Origin of the sequence: Actinotalea sp. Marseille-Q4924 (assembly GCF_916618755.1) — a bacterium.
GTDB lineage: Bacteria > Actinomycetota > Actinomycetes > Actinomycetales > Cellulomonadaceae > Actinotalea.
The window spans coordinates 305,551-323,128 of sequence record NZ_CAKAKB010000004.1 but is presented as its reverse complement, the minus strand read 5'-3'; the positions used below and the strand labels follow the sequence as shown (position 1 = coordinate 323,128).

Annotated in this window: 18 protein-coding genes; 2 read left to right on the top strand and 16 right to left on the bottom strand. The window is 73.4% G+C overall.

Translation table 11 applies throughout. The features are described from left to right. Positions 1-89: 89 nt before the first annotated feature. Positions 90-764: a hypothetical protein gene (locus tag LG379_RS14270; protein ID WP_225755258.1), complete on the top strand. Its 675-nt coding sequence runs from the start codon at positions 90-92 to the stop codon at positions 762-764. A 37-nt stretch (positions 765-801) separates the two neighbouring features. Here the strand turns inward: LG379_RS14270 and bla are convergent, their stop codons facing one another. From bla to map, 4 genes are read right to left on the bottom strand one after another with little or no spacing between them, the layout of a single operon-like run. Further along, positions 802-1,824 (bottom strand): class A beta-lactamase, encoded by a 1,023-nt coding sequence (gene bla, locus LG379_RS14265; protein ID WP_370634539.1) that lies wholly within the window; start codon positions 1,822-1,824, stop codon positions 802-804. 2 nt (positions 1,825-1,826) lie between these two features. Further along, complete coding sequence (locus tag LG379_RS14260; protein WP_225755256.1) at positions 1,827-2,999, bottom strand: SGNH/GDSL hydrolase family protein; 1,173 nt, start codon at positions 2,997-2,999, stop codon at positions 1,827-1,829. Further along, positions 2,996-3,604 (bottom strand): TetR/AcrR family transcriptional regulator, encoded by a 609-nt coding sequence (locus LG379_RS14255; RefSeq protein WP_225755255.1) that lies wholly within the window; start codon positions 3,602-3,604, stop codon positions 2,996-2,998. The genes LG379_RS14260 and LG379_RS14255 overlap by 4 nt, the downstream gene beginning before the upstream one ends. A 52-nt stretch (positions 3,605-3,656) precedes the next feature. Beyond that, the gene (gene map / locus LG379_RS14250; protein ID WP_225755254.1) at positions 3,657-4,439 is read right to left on the bottom strand and encodes a type I methionyl aminopeptidase; all 783 of its coding nucleotides are present in this window, start codon (positions 4,437-4,439) and stop codon (positions 3,657-3,659) included. A gap of 73 nt (positions 4,440-4,512) precedes the next feature. On the opposite strand from map, the gene LG379_RS14245 reads away from it, so the two are divergent. Beyond that, the gene (locus LG379_RS14245) at positions 4,513-4,815 is read left to right on the top strand and encodes a helix-turn-helix domain-containing protein (protein WP_225755253.1); all 303 of its coding nucleotides are present in this window, start codon (positions 4,513-4,515) and stop codon (positions 4,813-4,815) included. A gap of 516 nt (positions 4,816-5,331) precedes the next feature. Here the strand turns inward: LG379_RS14245 and LG379_RS14240 are convergent. The 12 genes from LG379_RS14240 to LG379_RS14185 form a co-directional block, all read right to left on the bottom strand. Next, positions 5,332-6,285, bottom strand: coding sequence for a nucleoside hydrolase (locus tag LG379_RS14240; protein ID WP_225755252.1), 954 nt, complete (start codon positions 6,283-6,285; stop codon positions 5,332-5,334). Then, complete coding sequence (locus tag LG379_RS14235; protein ID WP_225755251.1) at positions 6,282-7,259, bottom strand: carbohydrate kinase family protein; 978 nt, start codon at positions 7,257-7,259, stop codon at positions 6,282-6,284. The genes LG379_RS14240 and LG379_RS14235 overlap by 4 nt, the downstream gene beginning before the upstream one ends. Beyond that, on the bottom strand, positions 7,256-8,173 hold the full coding sequence (locus LG379_RS14230) for a pseudouridine-5'-phosphate glycosidase (RefSeq protein WP_225755250.1): 918 nt from the start codon (positions 8,171-8,173) through the stop codon (positions 7,256-7,258). Before LG379_RS14230 ends, LG379_RS14235 begins: the two co-directional genes overlap by 4 nt. Then, positions 8,173-9,459, bottom strand: a complete 1,287-nt coding sequence (locus LG379_RS14225; RefSeq protein WP_225755249.1) for a sugar MFS transporter — start codon at positions 9,457-9,459, stop codon at positions 8,173-8,175. The genes LG379_RS14230 and LG379_RS14225 overlap by 1 nt, the downstream gene beginning before the upstream one ends. A 59-nt stretch (positions 9,460-9,518) precedes the next feature. After that, the gene (locus LG379_RS14220) at positions 9,519-10,328 is read right to left on the bottom strand and encodes a mycofactocin-coupled SDR family oxidoreductase (protein ID WP_225755248.1); all 810 of its coding nucleotides are present in this window, start codon (positions 10,326-10,328) and stop codon (positions 9,519-9,521) included. Beyond that, the gene (locus LG379_RS14215; protein ID WP_225755247.1) at positions 10,325-11,428 is read right to left on the bottom strand and encodes a nucleoside hydrolase; all 1,104 of its coding nucleotides are present in this window, start codon (positions 11,426-11,428) and stop codon (positions 10,325-10,327) included. The genes LG379_RS14220 and LG379_RS14215 overlap by 4 nt, the downstream gene beginning before the upstream one ends. Then, on the bottom strand, positions 11,425-12,384 hold the full coding sequence (locus LG379_RS14210) for a nucleoside hydrolase (RefSeq protein WP_225755246.1): 960 nt from the start codon (positions 12,382-12,384) through the stop codon (positions 11,425-11,427). The genes LG379_RS14215 and LG379_RS14210 overlap by 4 nt, the downstream gene beginning before the upstream one ends. Before the next feature lie 76 nt (positions 12,385-12,460). Then, complete coding sequence (locus LG379_RS14205; RefSeq protein ID WP_225755245.1) at positions 12,461-13,468, bottom strand: nucleoside hydrolase; 1,008 nt, start codon at positions 13,466-13,468, stop codon at positions 12,461-12,463. After that, positions 13,465-14,412 (bottom strand): nucleoside hydrolase, encoded by a 948-nt coding sequence (locus LG379_RS14200; RefSeq protein WP_225755244.1) that lies wholly within the window; start codon positions 14,410-14,412, stop codon positions 13,465-13,467. The genes LG379_RS14205 and LG379_RS14200 overlap by 4 nt, the downstream gene beginning before the upstream one ends. 105 nt (positions 14,413-14,517) lie before the next feature. Continuing rightward, entirely contained in the window at positions 14,518-15,618 is a 1,101-nt protein-coding gene (locus tag LG379_RS14195; protein WP_255632930.1) for a phosphotriesterase, read from the bottom strand. Further along, positions 15,615-16,358 carry a glutamine amidotransferase gene (locus LG379_RS14190; protein ID WP_225755242.1) on the bottom strand — a complete coding sequence of 248 codons (744 nt, stop codon included), beginning with the start codon at positions 16,356-16,358 and terminating at the stop codon, positions 15,615-15,617. The genes LG379_RS14195 and LG379_RS14190 overlap by 4 nt, the downstream gene beginning before the upstream one ends. Before the next feature lie 40 nt (positions 16,359-16,398). Then, positions 16,399-17,514, bottom strand: a complete 1,116-nt coding sequence (locus tag LG379_RS14185) for a phosphotriesterase (RefSeq protein WP_225755241.1) — start codon at positions 17,512-17,514, stop codon at positions 16,399-16,401. Positions 17,515-17,578: the final 64 nt, after the last annotated feature.

The window sequence follows — 17,578 nt, the reverse complement described above, 5'->3', positions numbered from 1 at the left end:
GGCCCGGCCGGCCGACGTGCCGGCAGCCCGGCCGTCATGGTGCGCGGGTCCTCACCCACCCCGTGCGATCGCGCAGGTAGCGTCGCCACGTGACGCAATCTGCCAGTGCCGTACGGAGTGATCGTCGTCCGTCCGCGCCGGTTCTGCGGCTCTGCCTCGTGGTGGGCGGACTCACGTGGATCCCGGCGCGCTGGGGCGTCATGACGACGTGGGACACCACGTGGCTCGGTATGGGTTACGTCGGGTGGAACCGGCTGATGGTGGTCCCGCTCACCCTGCTCGTCGCTGGTTGCCTGCTGGCGACCCGGACCCGGTCACGGCGGCGGACTCGGGTCAGCTGGGGAACCGTGACCGTGGGGTTCGTCGCTGCCTTGCTCGGCGTCCTGGTCGAGTTCGTCGTCGGAGGCGGGCTCCGCGGAGGACCGCCACTGCTCGCGATGGCGGGATGGGGGCTGTACCTGGCCGGGACGACCATCGCGGGTCTTGGCGCCTGCGTCGCCGCAGTGCTTGAGGGCTTGGACAGGGCCGGCCCACGACGCGCGGCCCGCGCCCTCTCGCTCGGCCTGGCCGGCGTCAGCATGCTCGCGTGGCCCGTCCTCATGATCACGGGGTCAGACGAAGCTGCCGTCGTCGATCAGCTGATCGTCGGTGCGGCCTGGGCGCTCGTCGGTCTCGCAGCGGCCGCACGGAGCGAGCCCGCTCGACGCGGCGGCGCGCGAGCCATTCCTGTCCAGCCGAGCTCGGATCGGGTGACGGGTCCTTGATCCCGCAGACCAGCGGCGCGGCCCGCGACGGGCCGGCTCAGGAGCCCAGTGCGTCCAGGGCCACCCGGGCGGCTGCAGCGATGAGCGCCGCGTCGGACTCGGCGTCCACCTCGCCCTTGTCGCTGAGGACCGCGAGGACGATGGGAGGGCGGCCGGGTGGGGTGATGACGGCGATGTCGTTGCGCGTGCCGTAGCCGCCGCTGCCGGTCTTGTCCCCGACCAGCCAGCCCTCGGGGACGCCGGCGCGGATGAGCGCGTCGCCGGTCGTGTTGCCCTGCAGCCAGCCGTTCAGCACCTGACGGTCCGTCGCGCTCAGGGCGTCGTCGACGGCGAAGGCTCGGAGGCTGGCGGCCAGGGCCCTCGGCGTGCTGGTGTCCCGGTCGTCTCCGGGCACCGCCTCGTTGAGGGCGGGCTCGGTCCGAGCCGGGAGGGTCACGTCGTCGCCCACGGCCCGGAGGGCTCGGCCCAGGGCCTCGGGTCCGCCGAGGTCGTCCAGCAGGAGGTTCGCTGCCGTGTTGTCGCTGAAGCGGACGGCCGCATCGGCGAGCTCTCGTCGGGTCATGCCCTCGCCGACACGGTTCTCGGTCACCGGGGAGTACGTCACCAGGTCGGAGGACGTGAAGGGGATCACCTCGTCGAGCTCCTCGTCCGTCGTGCTGTCCAGGACCGCGGCAGCCAGCAGCGCCTTGACCGTCGATGCGTAGGCGAACCGCTCGTCGGCCCTGTGCTCCACCCGGCGTCCGGAGCCGGTGTCCACCGCGACGACGCCCAGGCGGGCGTCGAAGGACGCCTCCAGGTCAGCGAGAGCGGGCACGTCGACGACCGTCTCGGCAGGCGCCTCGGAGGTCGCTTCAGGAGCGGAGCCTCCTCGTGCGCCGCCGCGGTGAGCCGAACCCGTCGGGGGTGCCGACGACGAACCCGGCGCGGCGCCGTCGGAGGTCGCGACGGAGCCGCTAGCGACGGAGCCCGCGTCGTCGGGCGACGCACACCCGGAACCGGTCAGCACGAGGAGTGCGACGACGATCGTGAGTCCGAGGAACCTGGGCGGGCGCACCTGCATGGTCATCGCCACTCGCCACGGGCGAACGGTCCGCACGGGCCGAAGACGAGCTCGGCGAAGCGCCGGCCCATGTCGAGATGCGTCTGCGCGTCCGGGTGCAGCCCGTCGGGCAGCGGTCGGAGCTCGGCGTCGGCCGCGCCGTAGAGGTCGGTCCCGTGGACGAGGTGCAGGTTCGGGTCGTCGGCCGAGCGCTGCGCCACCACCGCCGCCAGCTGCTCGCGGATGACGCGAAGGGTGAGGCGGCCGCGGAGCACGTCGGCGGGGTCGCCGGTGGCGCGGAACACCACCTGACCGTCGACGAGGGTGGGCGCAGCCGGACCGGGCGTGTCCTCGTGGGTCGGGCACCAGGTGGGGGTGAGGACGACCAGCGGCGTGGTGGGGTGCCCGTCCCGGACGGTGTCGAGGAAGCCGTGGACGGCGGGGACGAACGCCCGCAGCCGCATCACGTCGGTGTTCACCACGTTGATCCCGACGGCGATGCCGATCAGGTCGGCGGCCTGGTCGCGCATGGTCCGCGCGAGGAACGGATCGAGCAGCGCGCTCCCGCCCAGGCCCAGGTTCACGAGCTCGACCTCGCCGGCCGACGCTGCCACCGCGGGCCATGTGGTGCTAGGGCTGGCGGCTCCGGAGCCCTGGCTCAGCGAGCTGCCGTGGTGCAGCCAGACCGGGCGCCGTCGATCAGGGGCCGGCGAGACGGGCGCGTCCGCGCGCAGCGCGAGCACCTCGGTGGCCTCGTCGTGGGGCAGCCACAGCTCCAGCTCCTTGTCGCCAGCAGGGAGTCCGGCGAAGCGGATCGTGCCGACCGGGCCGTCCACGTGCTCGACCGTGCCCGTGGCCATGTCGATGCGCACGGCCGCTCCCCCGTCGACAGCCGACCGGGCGGTCAGCTCGCCGTCGACGAACAGGTCGTAGACGCCGTCGGGACGGGGCGGCATCCCGACGTACTCCCGTCGGGTGCGCAGCGCGTCGATCTCGACCACCGTGGCCGCGGTGCGGAGGGCGAGCCGCACGCCGGACGGCTGCGACGCGGCCATGAGCAGCTGGGGGTCGGGGAACTGCTGACGGACCCAGCGTGGCAGCCGGTGCGGCATGACCCCGCGCCCGCTCCGGTCCAGGTCCATGGCCCCGCGGAACAGGGCGTCGGTGAGGTCGACGGTCGGCAGCGGGGTGGTCATGGGCCCTCCAACAGCGGCTGGTCGGGGTCACGCTCCGCGTGCGGCGGCCAGGCACGGAGCAGGGTGTCGAGGGCGACCAGGGTGCGTCGCCACGACACCGCGGGCTCCGGTGTGGTGTGGTCGAAGGAGCCGGCGGCCTCCAGGTCGATGAACCCTCGGAGCATGCTGCCGATCAGGCGGACGGCGTGGGTCTGATCCTCACCGGCCAGGTCGTAGCCGCGGAGGATCGCGCGCGTCATGGCGGCGATGCGAGGGCCTGCGCTGCGCGCAGCGGTGACGGGGTCGAGCGATGTCTGCATGGCCGCCCAGCGGCCGGGGTGGGCGCGGGCGTAGTCGCGGTAGACGTCGGCGTAGGCCACGAGCGCGTCGGTGCCGGCACGGCCCGCAAGGGCCTCGGACACCAGGTCGGCGAGCTCCTCGAGCGCGAGCAGAGCGACACGGGCGCGGAGGTCGCCAGTGCCGCCGACGTGGGCGTAGAGGCTCGCCGGTTGCACGCCGACCCGGCGGGCGACCGCCGAGACGGTGAGCTGGTCGAAGCCGACCTCGTCGGCGAGCTCCGCGCCCACCTCTGCGAGCCGCTCCCCGGTCAGACCTTGGCGTGCCATGACGCCATGGTGCTCTACCTACAGGGTGTAGGCCAAATTCGATGGCATGCAGTTACGAGGCGGTCGAGGGGGTCGTGAGGACCTCCGCGCCCTCCTCGGTGATCGCGATCGTGTGCTCGGTATGAGCGGTCCGGCAGCCGGTCGCGCTGCGAAGCGTCCATCCGTCGGCGTCGGTGACCAGCTCGTCGGTGTCGGCCATCACCCACGGCTCCAGGGCGAGCATCAGCCCCGGCCTCAGCGTGTAGCCGCGCCCGGGCCGGCCGGAGTTGGGCACGTGGGGGTCCTGGTGCATCGTCGATCCGATGCCGTGCCCACCGAACTCGTTGTTCACGGCGTAGCCGGCCTCGGTGAGTGCGGTGCCGATGGCGTGCGAGAGGTCGCCGATGCGGGCTCCGGGTCGGGCGGCGGCGATCCCGGCGGCCAGGGCGCGCTCGGTGGCCGCGATCAGCGCCGCGCTCTCCGCATCGACGGCGTCGCCGACGACGAAGCTGATGGCGGCGTCGGCCGCCACGCCGTTGCGGACGACCGCGAGGTCGAGCGAGAGCAGGTCGCCATCAGCGAGCCGCTGGTCACGAGGCCGTCCGTGCAGCACCGCGTCGTTGACGCCGGTGCAGATGTAGTGGCCGAAGGGTCCGCGACCGAAGCCGGACGGCACGTAGTCCACGTAGCAGGAGCGCGCGCCGGCCTCGCGGATCATGCGCCCGGCCCAGCGGTCGATGTCCAGCAGGTTCGTGCCGGGCGCGCAGCGCTGCCTCAGTGTCTGAAGGATGTCCGCCACCAAGGCGCCGGTGCCGGCGGCCTCGGCCACCCTCGCCGCCGTCAGGATCTCGATCAAGGTCAGTCGTCCTCGCCGCTCTTCCAGAGGGAATACTATACCGGGTTTACTATACCGGTACTATCATCCGAGCATGGTTCGGTTGCCGTTGACGCCTGCTGAGGTCGCCCGAGGTCGACGCCTCGGCATGCTCCTGCGTCGAGCACGGGGCGACAGGTCGATGGTGGACGTCGCGTTTTCCGCCCAGGTGTCACCCGAAACTCTCCGCAAGATCGAGTCGGGCCGGATCGCCACCCCGGCGTTCGCCACCGTCGCATCGGTCGCCGCAGCCCTCGGCCTCTCGCTCGACGGGGTCTGGGCGGAGATCACTCACGTGTCCGGCTCCGATGCGGACGACTCCCGCGACTCCCTCGCCGGGCGGCCGGCCCCGCGCTAGTGCCGGCTGCCCAGCCGGACGGGTCAGCGAAGCACTCCATCAGCCATCGGCCCCTTGCCGTCGGATGCTCGCCCACGATGACTCCGGTCTGGGCAGCCGGGCGGGCCGCTCGTCAACGGACTGGCTCCGACCACGTTCGGTCGGCCGGAGGCGCAGGAGGCAAATCAGAGCGAAGACGCTGCCTGTGAGCTTCGCCGGACCCGGCTTGCGACACCCGCTTTAGGAGTTCGATCTTGGTCGAGCCACAACGCGCTGACCTGCGGAACTACATGCGGGTAGTTCGCGTGGTGACCCCGTTCCGGCGTGCGTGCTGACCACGCGCTGACCACGCCAGGCCCGGTCCGCGTCCAGATGAGCGGAGATGCTGTGGTACTTCCGGGAGGCGGCTGCTCCATCCACTGAAGTACCCGAGCGGGGGCGCAGGAGACGGCTGGACGGTGCTGTCGACGACCCAGCCGGTGCCGTCAGTCGCGCCCGGCCTCCCAGGCAGCCCGACAACCGCCGTCCGGCCGAAGGTCATCGCGCGCCACCCACCACCGCCGCCGCCTGCCCGCACGCCTCATGCAGCATCGCGAGGAACCGGTCTCGGTCCGCGTGTGTCACGACGCGCACGTTCGGCTCGTTACCCGTCACCCCGAGGTGGTCCACGACCGTCGCGCCCGACGTGTGCTGGCCGCGCGTCTCCACAACGACGTACCGGTCCGCCGCCTCTGTCGCGACGCCCGGCTCGATCGCCACGGCCATGGTCACGGGGTCGGGCATGTCGATGCCGTCGACGTTCGTGACCTCGCGGCAGAACTCCCACAGCTGCCGCTGGATCACCATGGCGAACTCCCCGAGCGGCCCTCGCGCCGCGAGCGCGTCGGAGTCGGCGGAGCTCAGCACCGCGTCCTGGCGGGAAGCGTCCCAGCCGACCATCTCCAGCGGCATCCCGGACCGGAACACGATGTCCGCCGCCTCCGGGTCCACGTACGCGTTGAACTCCGCGGCCGGCGTGACGTTCCCCAGCCCGTCCGCCGCGCCGATCATCATGACCACGCGCTTGTACAGCCCCGCGATGTCGGGCGCCTTGCGCAGCGCGAGGGCGAGATTCGTCAGCGGCCCCAACGTCACGAGCGTCAGCTCACCGGGGTGCTGCCGCGCCATCTCGATGAGCACGTCCACGCCGTGACCCTCTGCGGGCTCACGGCCCGTCAGGGCCAGTCCCACGTCGCCCATGCCGTCCTGGCCGTGCACCTCGTGCGCGAACACGTGCTCACGTACCAGGGGCCGGTCCGCCCCCACGTGGACGGGCACGTCCGCCCCGCAGAGCTGCACCGTGTACAGCGCGTTCTGCACGCCCATCTCCATCGGGACGTTGCCCGCCACCACCGTGATCGCCCGGACGTCGACCCGAGGGTCGGTCAGGGCGAGTACGAGCGCGACGGCGTCGTCGGACGCGGTGTCGGTGTCGATGACCATGGGGATCATGCGGGCCTCCTGTGCTGGGACGGGGTGGGGACTCTTGGGAAGTCGTCGGTCGGGCGGTCCGCGGACCGGGGAGGGCGCGCGCCCATCCGGCCGACGGCGTCGCGCGCCAGCCGGGCGCCCGCCTCCCCGGCCACGAGGCCACCGGGGTCGCTCGACACCCACGCTCCGACGAAGCCGGCGCAGAACGCGTCGCCCGCACCGGTGCTGTCCACCGTCTGCACCGGCTCGGGCGCGACCGTGCCCAGCACCAGCCCCCCGGCGGCGACGACGGCGCCGTGGGCGCCGCAGGTCACGGCCACCAGGCCGTAGGACCGGCTCAGCGCGACGGCGGCCTCCTCGGCCGTGTCGGCGCCCGTGAGCACGCGGGCCTCGTCGGAGTTCGGGAAGCACAGCGCCGACCCGGCGGTCCACGCCAGGAAGCTCGCGGCGCCGACCTCCCGCAGGAACGACGCCGAGCTCGGGTCCACCGAGACCGGCACGCCCGCCTCCCGCGCCCGCGCCAGCAGGGCGACAGCCGTACTGCGCACCCCGGGCTCGACCAACGAGTACCCCGACAGGTGCAGCAGCGCCGCACCCTCCACGAGCCCGGCCGGCACGTCCTGGGGCAGCAGCCCCAGGTTCGCGCCGCGGTCGGTGAACATGGTCCGGGCGCCGTCGTCGTCGAGCAGGATGATGATCCGCCCGGTCTCCTGCTCGGCGTCCCCGACGAGCAGCGCGTCGACGCCGAACGCCTGCAGCGCCGCGGTGTGCCGCTCGACGTCGGCCGCCCCGACCCGCCCCACGAACGTCACCGGCACCCCGGTGGTGGCCAGCCAGCACGCCATGTTCGCGGCCGACCCGCCCTCGCGGCGCACGATCTGGGCTCGCGTGTCCGAGTCGTGCGTCACCGGGCCCTCCGGCCGGACGACGACGTCGTCGATCACGTCGCCGACGACGACCACGCGCCCGCCGCGCCCGCCGGACCGGTCGCTCACGCCGACCGCCCAGCCCACGCCCGGGCGATCTCGGCGCCCAGGCGGATGTTGTTCACGGCGATGTCGACGTTCACCTCCAGGCTCGCGCCGTGGGTGTGCTCGACCATCCACGCCAGCAGGAAGGGCGTCGCCTCCTTACCGTGGATCCCGCGCCGGTCGGACTCCGCGAGCCCCTCGGCGAGCACCCGGTCGTGCAGCTCGCGGTCCAGCTCCTTCTCCACCGGCAGCGGGTTCGCGACGAGCACGGCGCTGGACAGGCCCAGGGCGTCGTTCGCCGCCATGATCGCGGCGATCTCCTCCGCGGAGTCGACCTGCCAGTCGATCTCGTGACCGGAGTCGGCGAGGTAGAACCCCGGGTAGCGCCGGGTCCGGTAGCCGACGACGGTGACGCCGAGCGTCTCGAGGCGCTCCAGCGTCGCCGGGATGTCGAGGATCGACTTGGCCCCCGCGGAGACGACGGTCATGGGCAGCCGGCCGACCATCGTCAGGTCCGCGGATTCGTCGTAGGTCTGCGACGCCCCGCGGTGCACGCCGCCGAGCCCGCCGGTGGAGAACACCCGCAGCCCCGCGCGGTGCGCGAGCAGCGCGGTCGCCGCGACCGTCGTCGCCCCCGTTGCGCGGGCGACCATCGCCGGCCCGAGGTCGCGGCTGGACACCTTCACGACCGACTCGTCACCCGCGATGCGCTCGACCTGCGCGTCGTCCAGGCCGACGTGCGGCACGCCGTCGATCACGGCGATCGTCGCGGGCGTCACGCCGGCGTCGACGAGCGTCCGCTCGAACAACCGCGCGACCTCGAGGTTCCGCGGTCGCGGGAAGCCGTGGGAGATGATCGTCGACTCCAGCGCGACGACGGGCCGGTTCTCGGCCAGGGCGTCGGCGACGGCCTCGGACACGACGACAGGGCTGGTCATCATTTCTCCTCGCAGGGGACGGGCGCGACCGGGGCGGTCGCGGCAGTTGCGACAGGGTCGTCGGCTGGGGTCGGGACGGGGACGGACGGCGGCCCTGCACGGCCGAGGTCCGGTGCTGCGGCCGACGACGCCGGCCGCCGGTCCCGCGGCCAGGTGACCGCGAGCATGACGAACGCGGCGGTCAGCAGGACGGCGGCGACGGCGACGTACGCCGTCCGGAGCCCGATGCCGTCGGCCAGCACCCCCAGTCCTAGCGGCGCCACGATCAGCGCGACGGCCGAGAGCAGGGACCCGCGCGCGACCGCGGCGTCGGCCCGCACGGGATCCGCCTCGATGACGTAGGCGACGGCGCCGGCGTAGAGGTTCGCCGCCGAGAGGCCCGCGAGCACGCCCGTCAGCACCGCCGCCACGGGCGTGGTCACGAGCGTCAGGGCCACCGTGGCGACGACGGCGAGCACGAGCGAGCCCAGCAGCAGGAGGCCCGGCCGCAGCACCCCGAGCAGGCGGCTGCCCGCGACCCGGCCCACCAGCACGGCGAGCCACATGGCCCCCGTCGCACGCGCGGCGTCGGCCGTGCTCAGCCCCGCCACGGTCGTCAGGTGGGTGGCGAGCCAGAAGAGGAAGCCCCACTCGACGACGACGCAGAGCAGCATCGTCACCGGGGTGAGCCGCGCGCGGCCGGTCGCGTGGCCGGTCCCGGCGGGGACGGCGACCGCGCCGTCGGTCGCCGAGCGCCGTACACCCAGCCACACCAGCGGCACCACGACCAGCGCGAGGAGCGCGGCGGGGATGACCGCGAACCCGCGCCAGCCGAGCACCCCGGCCGCCACGACCGGCAGCAGCGCCGCGGCGACGACCCCGCCGACGCTGTAGGAGACGTTGAGCTCGCCGATCATCCGCGCACCCTGCCGGCGCCCGTGCAGCACCATGAGCAGCACTTGACCGGCGATGAGCGTGCTCGTCAGGCCGATCCCCACGAAGAGCATCGCCGCGGCGCTGAGCACCGGCGTCGGCGCGACCGCGAGCAGCACCGCCCCGACCGCGCACAGGGCCGCCCCCGCAACGAGCACCCGACCGCGGCCGATCCGCCGGCGGGCCGGCTCCGCGAGCGCGGACGCGACCAGCCCGCCGGTGGCCAGCCCGGTGATGTGCAGCGACTCCATCGTGTGCGTCATGGGCATGTCTTGGCCCAGGTAGGGGAGGAGCGCGCCGAGGCCGCCCTGGATCATCGCGCCGCCGAGGACCGAGGCGGACAGCCCGACGGTCAGGGCGTCCCACCGGGTCACGCGGGACGGGCGCGCGGCGGGCCGTGCGGCTTCCCGACCGCCCCCGGGTGCGCCCTCCGTCATCGCAGGGTCGCGCCCGCGTCGAGGACCATCTCGGTGCCGGTCAGGTAGCGGGCCTCGTCCGAGCACAGCCACCGGACCGCGTGCGCGACGTCGACCGTCTCCATCCGGTGGATCGGCATGGGCAGGGCGAGCGCCCCGTCGACGCCCTTCGCCGTCGCCTGCCAGTGCTCGGCCGCGGGGTTCTGGGTCATCTCCGTGCCCGTGCCGCCGGGGTGCACCATGTTGACCCGCACGCTGTCCCCTGCGAGCTCCAGCGCGAGGCTCTTGAGCAGCCCGACCAGGCCGCTCTTCGCGGCGGCGTAGTGGCCGATGGTCGGCAGCGGCTTGACGGCGGCGGTCGACCCCATGAAGACGATGGACCCGCCCCGCCCGCCGGCCAGGATCGCCGGGACGGCGGCCCTGACCGTGCGCCACGTGCCCGTGAGGACGACGTCGATCATCGTCTCCCACTGCTCGCTCGTCGCTTGCCACGTGGACTCCGGCCAGCTCGCGATGCCCGCGTTCGCCACCACGTGGTCCAGCCGGCCGAACTCGTCGACGGCGGTGCGCACCGCCCGGTCGAGGTCCGCGTCACGGCGGACGTCGGCGTGCACGGCGACCGCGCGACCGCCGGCCGCCTCGATCGCGGCGACCGTGGCCGTCAGGTCGTCGTCCGTCGCGAGCCCGTACGTCACGCCATCGACCTGCCGGGCGACGTCGCTGACGACCACGGCGGCGCCCGCCTCGGCGAGCGTCTCCGCCACCGCGCGGCCGATCCCGCGGGCGGCGCCGGTGACCAGGGCGACCTGGCCGGTGAGGTCGATCATGCGTGCTCCTGGGAGGAGGAGGCGGGTCCGGCGGCCGACGCGGCGGGGGCCGGGGGCCCGTCGACCGGCGTCACCGGCAGCGCCGCGTCGCCGGCGGCGACGAGCAGGTCCACCACCTCGTCCGCGAAGGCTGGGTCGGTGCGCAGGACGGGCTGGCATCTCGCGCCCTCCTGCTCCGGGTAGCCCATGTACATCCCGCGCAGGTCGCACACCGTCTGCCCGCGAGTGCGCCCCTCGGTCGAGACGTAGGCGCGCACCAGCGGCGCGACCTCGGGGACGAGCGTCCCGGCGGCGACGGCGACCGCGAGCGCGTCGTGCATGCAGCTGCGCCGCTCGCCGAACGACGCGGCCGCGAAGTATCCGATGTAGTGGTCGAGGATTCCCGCGACGTACCGGCCCAGCGTCCCGCCGGCGGCCAGCCGCGCGCGGTGGCCGTCGTCGAGCGTCGTCAGCATCGTGACGTCGAGGCCCACCATGGTGACGGTCCAGGCGGCCTGGAACACGGCGGCCGCGGCGTCCGGGTCGCACCAGATGTTCGCCTCGGCGACCTCGGTGACGTTCCCCGGGGCCAGGGCCGCCCCGCCCATGATCGTGATGCCGCGGACCAGCGACGGCAGCTCCGGGCACAGGCCGAGCGCGAGCGCGACGTTCGTCAGCGGGCCGACGGCCACGATCTCGACCTCGCCGGGGTGGGCCCCCGCGAGCCGGACCATCTGCTCGGCGGCAGACCCGGCCACCGGCTCTCCGACGACGCGACCGGTACCCGCGTTGCCCTGACCGTCGTCGCCGTGAACGTGGTACGCGAAGACGGCGTCCGTCTGCAGCAGCGGCCGGTCCGCACCGCGCGCGACCGGGACGTCCGGGCGCCCGGCCAGGTGGACGGTGTGCAGGCAGTTGCGGGTGGCCGTCTCCAGGTCGACGTTGCCCCACACGGACCCGACGCCCAGCAGGTCGACCGCCGGGTGCAGGGCGGCGTACAGGATCGCCAGGGTGTCGTCGACGCCGGTGTCGCAGTCCAGGACCATCTTCACCGGCGCGGGGTGGGTCGCGACGCTCGCGGCGGCACGTTCGTGCGGCGTCGCCGCGCCGCCCGGGCTCACCGCAGGCTCCGGTCCAGCTCGACGACCCGCGAGACGAGCAGCTCGCCAAACGCCGCGGCGTCGACCTCGAGGGCGACGTCGGCGGTCGGGGAGTGCTTCGCGACGTCGTCGAGGTCCACGACCGTCATCCCGCGCGTCAGCGCCCCGGTGTACTCGACGTCGACGTACGCCGGGCGCGTGGTCACCAGGTCCGGGCGGACGACGACGGCGACGGCGAGCGAGTCGTGCTGCGCCGTGAGCTCCGTCCCCACCGTCTCGAGGTAGAACCGCGTGTAGTGGTCCACCATGCCGAGCACGGCCCGCGCGACCGGCCCGGCGTCGTCGGTCCGTAGAGCGTCCCAGTCGCCCGGCGCGGTCGTCGCCTGGTGCGTGACGTCGAGCCCGACCATGGTGATCGGCACCCCCGCGGCGAAGACGCGTGCGGCCGCCTCCGGGTCGAACCAGATGTTGAACTCCGCGGCCGGGGTCATGTTGCCCAGCACCCGCGCGCCGCCGCCCATGAGCACGATGCGCTCGAGGCGGGCGGCCACGTCGGGCCGGGCGGCCACCAGCGCCGCGACGTTGGTCAGCGGACCGAGCGCGACGAGCGTCACCGGCCGGTCGGACCCCTCGATGACGTCGACCAGCATCTCCACGGCGCCGCGGGCGTCGGCGCCGCGCGGAGCGGGCTCCAGCCGCACGCCGCCAAGCCCGTCGGCACCGTGCGTCGCCTCGTCCGGCCGCGAGTCCCGCCGGACCAGCGGGACGTCGGCGCCCGCGCCCACCAGGATGTCGTCGCGGCCCAGCAGGTGCAGCAGCCGCAGCGCGTTCTCGGTGGTGTTCCCCAGCCCCGTGTTCCCGCCGACCGTCGTCAGCGCGAGGACCTCCAGCTCCGGGGAGGCCAGCGCGAGCATGATCGCCAGAGCGTCGTCGATACCCGGGTCGGTGTCGATGACGATGCGCGTGGGTGTGCTCACAGGTCCTCCGGGCGGGGTTCGGGTCAGGCCGGTCAGGTCAGGTCGGGCCAGGTCTGGAGTCGCGGTCGCTCGGACCTCACGCGCCGAGCGCGCGCAGGAAGCTCTCGTGGAACCGGTCGACGTCGAGCTCGTCGACCAGCCGGACGACGCCCGGCTCGCGCGGGTCCGTCGGGTCGGGGTCGAAGTTGCGCAGATCCGCGACCAGCTGGCCGCGCGACAGCTCCCCGCGCAGCTCGACGCCCGCCCGCGCGAGGCGGTAGGTCGCCATGCCCGGCTCCAGCGCCAGCGCCATCGCCAGCGGGTCGTGCAGCACGCAGGTCCGCTCGCCGATGATGGGCGCGTACACGCCCAGGTAGTGCTGGAACACCGCGGCGATCAGCCGGGCGCGCGGGTCCTGCGACGTCTCGATGCGCGCGATCGCCGACGTCGGCATCGCGGTGAGCATCGTGATCTCCAGCCCGACGACCGTCAGGTCCCACGGCGTCTCGACGACGAGCTGGGCGGCCTCCGGGTCGTGCCAGACGTTGGCCTCGGCCACCGCCGACGCGTTGCCGGCCGTGTTCACGGCGCCGCCCATGATGACGACGCGCTGCACGAGCTGCGGCAGCTCCGGATCCATGAGAAGGGCGAGGCCCAGGTTCGTCAGCGGGCCCACGGCGACGAGGGTCAGCTCACCGGGTCGCTCGTGCGCCAGGCGCACGATCTCTGCCGCCGCCAGGTGCCCGGCGACCGGCCGCGTGGAAGCCGGGACACCCGCGTCCCCGAGGCCGTCCTCGCCGTGCACCCACTCGGCGGTCTCCAGGGCCTGGGCCATCGGCCGGTGCGCCCCGACGTGCACCGGCACGTCCGTCAGCCCCAGCGCGTCGAGCACCGTCACGGTGTTGCGGCCCGCCGTCGCCGACGGCACGTTGCCGTGCGTCGTCGTGCACGCGACGAACCGCGCCCCGTTGCCCGCGCCGTACGCGATAGCCATCGAGTCGTCGATGCCGGTGTCGCAGTCGAGCAGGATGTCCACGGCCGCGGCCGGCGGCGGGACCTGCCGCGCCGTCAGCCCGTCACCGACACCCGTGCGGATCGTCGTCATCGTGCTCCTCCCGCGGACAGCGCCGCGATCGCGTCGACAGTCATGTCCCACAGCCGGGCATGGTCCAGCTCGGTGGCGACGTCGGTGTTGTGCTCCTGGCCGAGCAGGTCGGCGAAGTCCGTGACCGTCATGCCGGTCGTCCACGTGCCCGTGAGCTCGACCACGACGAACGCGCTGCGCGTGGCGAACACCTCGGGGTCGGCGACCCACGCCACGCAGCAGAGGTCGTGCACCGGGGGCGAGGTGAAGCCCTGGTGCTCCAGGTAGGTGGTGCCGAAGAACCGCAGCACCTCCACGACGAAGTCCGACAGCGGCGAGCCGATCGCCCGGATGCGCTCGACCACCTCGGGCGTCGCGAGCGCCTGGTGCGTGAGGTCCAGGCCGACCATGGTCACCGGCCACGACCCGGCGAACACGGCGTACGCCGCCTCCGGGTCCGCGATGATGTTGAACTCCGCAGCGGGCGTCCGGTTGCCGCGCGTGTAGCCGCCGCCCATGAGGACGACGCGCTTGACCCGCTCGACGATCCGCGGCTCCTTCGCCATCGCGAGCGCGATGTTCGTCAGCGGGCCTGTGGGGACGAGCGTGATCGTCCCCGGCTCGGCCGCCATGACCTCCTCGATGATGAGGTCGACGGCGTGCCCGGGCTCCACAGCGCGGCGCGGCTCGGGCAGCACCGGCCCGTCCAGCCCGGACTCGCCGTGGATGTCCGGCGCGACCATCTGCGGCCGGACGAGCGGCGTGGCCGCGCCGGCTGCCACCCGCACGTCGATGCCGGCGACGGCGCACACGGCGAGCGCGTTCCGCGTCACCTTCTCGACCGTCTGGTTGCCCGCGCACGTCGTCACGGCGACGAGCTCCACGCGGGGGTCGCCCGCGGCGAGCATCATCGCCAGGGCGTCGTCGTGGCCCGGGTCGCAGTCGAGGATGATTCGTTCCGGCATGGGTTCCAACTCCTTGGTCTGGGTGGTCTGGCAGCACGGGCGAGGGCGATCGGGTGGTGAGAAGCCTCAGGTCGTGCCCATCACGTCATGAGGGCGGGCCGCCGCTCATCGCTGGGCCGGGGGTGCGCTCCGCGCCGCGGCGGTGAACAGGGCCCCGGGGTTCGTCGTCATGAGGCCCTGCGCGGTGCCGGCGTCCACGCCCGCCTCGACCAGCCGGGGCAGGAACGCGGTCGGGACGTAGGCGAAGCCGCTGCCACCGTGGCGCGCCCACTGCACCTTCAGGCCGATGTCGTGGGAGAGCAGGAGCCGCTCGCCGTGGCCGTCGTGCACCAGGCCGGCGACGGCGTCCACGGTGTCCTGCACGGACGGCGACTGCCCCTCGCCCGGGTAGTTCAGCTCCATCGCGATCATGTCGAACTCGAGCCACACCCCGCGGTCGGCGATCTCGCGCTGGTAGACCGTGTCCTTGCCCGACGGATCCATGTGGCACAGCACCACCGCCGACGGATCCACACCGTGCTCGGCCACGATGTCCAGCACCTCATGACCGCGCCGCTGCCACCCCGGCAGGTGGATGAAGAGCGGCACACCGGTCTGCACCTGCGCCAGGCACGAGGCGACCAGCGTCGCCCGCTCCGCCGCCGTGAAGCTCGGGCCCACCCCGATCTCCCCGATCGAGCCCACCCGGACCCGCTCACCACCGGGCAGCTCCACACCGTCGCGGATCTCACCCACCAGCTCCGCCGTCATCCGTGAGACGTCGTCATCGGTGAGCGTGTGCACCTCCCCGTGCGACAGGCACCACCCACCCGCCATCACGATCTCCAGACCCGTACGCCGGGCGAGCTCGAGCAGCGCGGCCGGCTGGCGCTCCGCACCGGTGCTGCTGTCGATGACCGTGCGGCCCCCGGCAGCCACGAAGGCCATCACCTCCTCGGCGACGATCGGGCCCTGGTCCGCACCGATCCGTGCGTTGTCCCGGCTGGCATAGGGGTCCTCGCGCAGCAGCCAGGCGATCTCCGCCGTGACGGGAGCGTCCGCCAGGTCCACCGGGAAGGCCCGGACCGGAGGGTGGACGGCCTCGGAGAGGTCCCCGAAGAGGTGCTCGTGGGTCAACGTCATGCCGAGCTCGTCGACAGGCACCGGACCGGTGACGGTCTGGACGAGGACGGGCGCTGTGGCGTGTCCGGCGGCAGGCCCTCTCATGAGGACGCGAGCCAGACGATGAGCCGGTCGAACAGGTGCCCGTACCCGTCCCACGCCAGGAACTCCGGCGGCGCCCAGTGGGGGGCGATGTCCGAGGTGAAGGCGGCGCTCCGCCCGGCCCCGTACGTGCCGACGACGAGGAGCGGATGTCCCGCGCAGGTTGCCAGCACCTGGGACTCGTCCTTCGCGACGACCTCGTTCAGGCCGAGCAGAGCGGGCCAGGTGGCGTCCAGGCCGTCGACGATCTCGTGCGCCGCGACCACCGTGGGGGCGACGCCCGCCGGCAGCTCGACGCGGTCGTCGCGGTCCAGGACCTGCACCGGGAGCGCCGCCTGCAGCGGTGTGCGCCCCCACCGAGCCTTGGCGTCGATGCCGCTGAACGTCAGGTAGCCACCAACCATGAGGACGGCGGCACCCTGCTCGACGTGCGCCCGGATGAGCTCGGACTTGTCCGGGGACGGGACCGACGCCGTGAAGGTTCGGTCCGACAGCTGGAAGCTGTTGGCGCCCACGTCCGAGATGACCACGACGTCGTAGGAGGCATAGCCCTCCACGTCGGTGGGCAGCCGACCGTCGATCTCGTGCGAGGGCACGTACGTGACGTCGTGACCGTGCTCACGCAGAGCGGCCAGGAAGGCCCCGCCGCCCTCTTCGTAGGTCGAGGTGAAGAAGGAGTCGAACCCCTTCTGGTGCACCGAGTGGACGAACCAGGACTCTCCGACGACCAGGACGCGTGCCATGAGGACTCCTTGAGGGCTGTGGTGGGCAGGACGAGAACCGTCAGGACGCGCCGCCGCGGACCGACCCGGCGGTGCGGGAGGCGGCGGTGAAGAGCGCAGCGGGGTTGGTGGTCATCAGCCCCTGCGCGGTGCCTGCGTCCACCCCCGCCTCGACCAGCCGCGGCAGGAACGCGACCGGGACGTAGGCGAAGCCGCTGCCACCGTTGCGGGTCCACATCCCCTTCAGGAACATGTCCTGGGACAGCAGCAGGCGCCCGGCGTGGCCGTCGTGCACCAGGCCGGCGACGGCGTCCACGGTGTCCTGCACGGACGGCGACTGCCCCTCGCCGGGGAAGTTGAACGGCATCGCGATCATGTCGAACTCGAGCCACACCCCGCGCTCGGCGATCTCGCGCTGGTAGACCGTGTCCTTGCCCGACGGATCCATGTGGCACAGCACCACCGCCGACGGATCCACACCGTGCTCGGCCACGATGTCCAGCACCTCATGACCGCGCCGCTGCCACCCCGGCAGGTGGATGAAGAGCGGCACACCGGTCTGCACCTGCGCCAGGCACGAGGCGACCAGCGTCGCCCGCTCCGCCGCCGTGAAGCTCGGGCCCACCCCGATCTCCCCGATCGAGCCCACCCGGACCCGCTCACCACCGGGCAGCTCCACACCGTCGCGGATCTCACCCACCAGCTCCGCCGTCATCCGTGAGACGTCGTCATCGGTGAGCGTGTGCTCCTGCCCGTGCGACAGGCACCACCCACCCGCCATCACGATCTGCAGGCCCGTGCGCCGGGAGACCTCGACGAGTGCCGCCGGGCGACGCCCGGTACCCGTGGTGCTGTTGACGATCGTGCGACCACCGGCGCCCGTGAACAGCGCCAGCTCCTGGACGACCGTCTCCATGTCGCTCTCGTCGAACCCGCAGTTGTCCGCGCTGGCGTACGGGTCCTCCCGCAGGAGCCACGCGTTCGCCGGGGTCACCGGGGCGTCCGCCAGGTCGCGCGAGAACGGCCGGATCCCGGGGTAGAGCGCCTCGGACAGGTCGTTGAAGACGTGCTCGTGAGGGAGCGTCATGCCGAGCTCGGTCACCGGGACCGGCCCGGTGACGGTTTGCACGAGGACGGGGGTCCCGGCGCCGGCTCCGTGCGGGGTGTCTGTGCTCATCGGGGCGCTCCAACGGGGGTTGCGTAGGGGTGCGGGGCCGAACGGCCCGGCACCAGGACCTCGT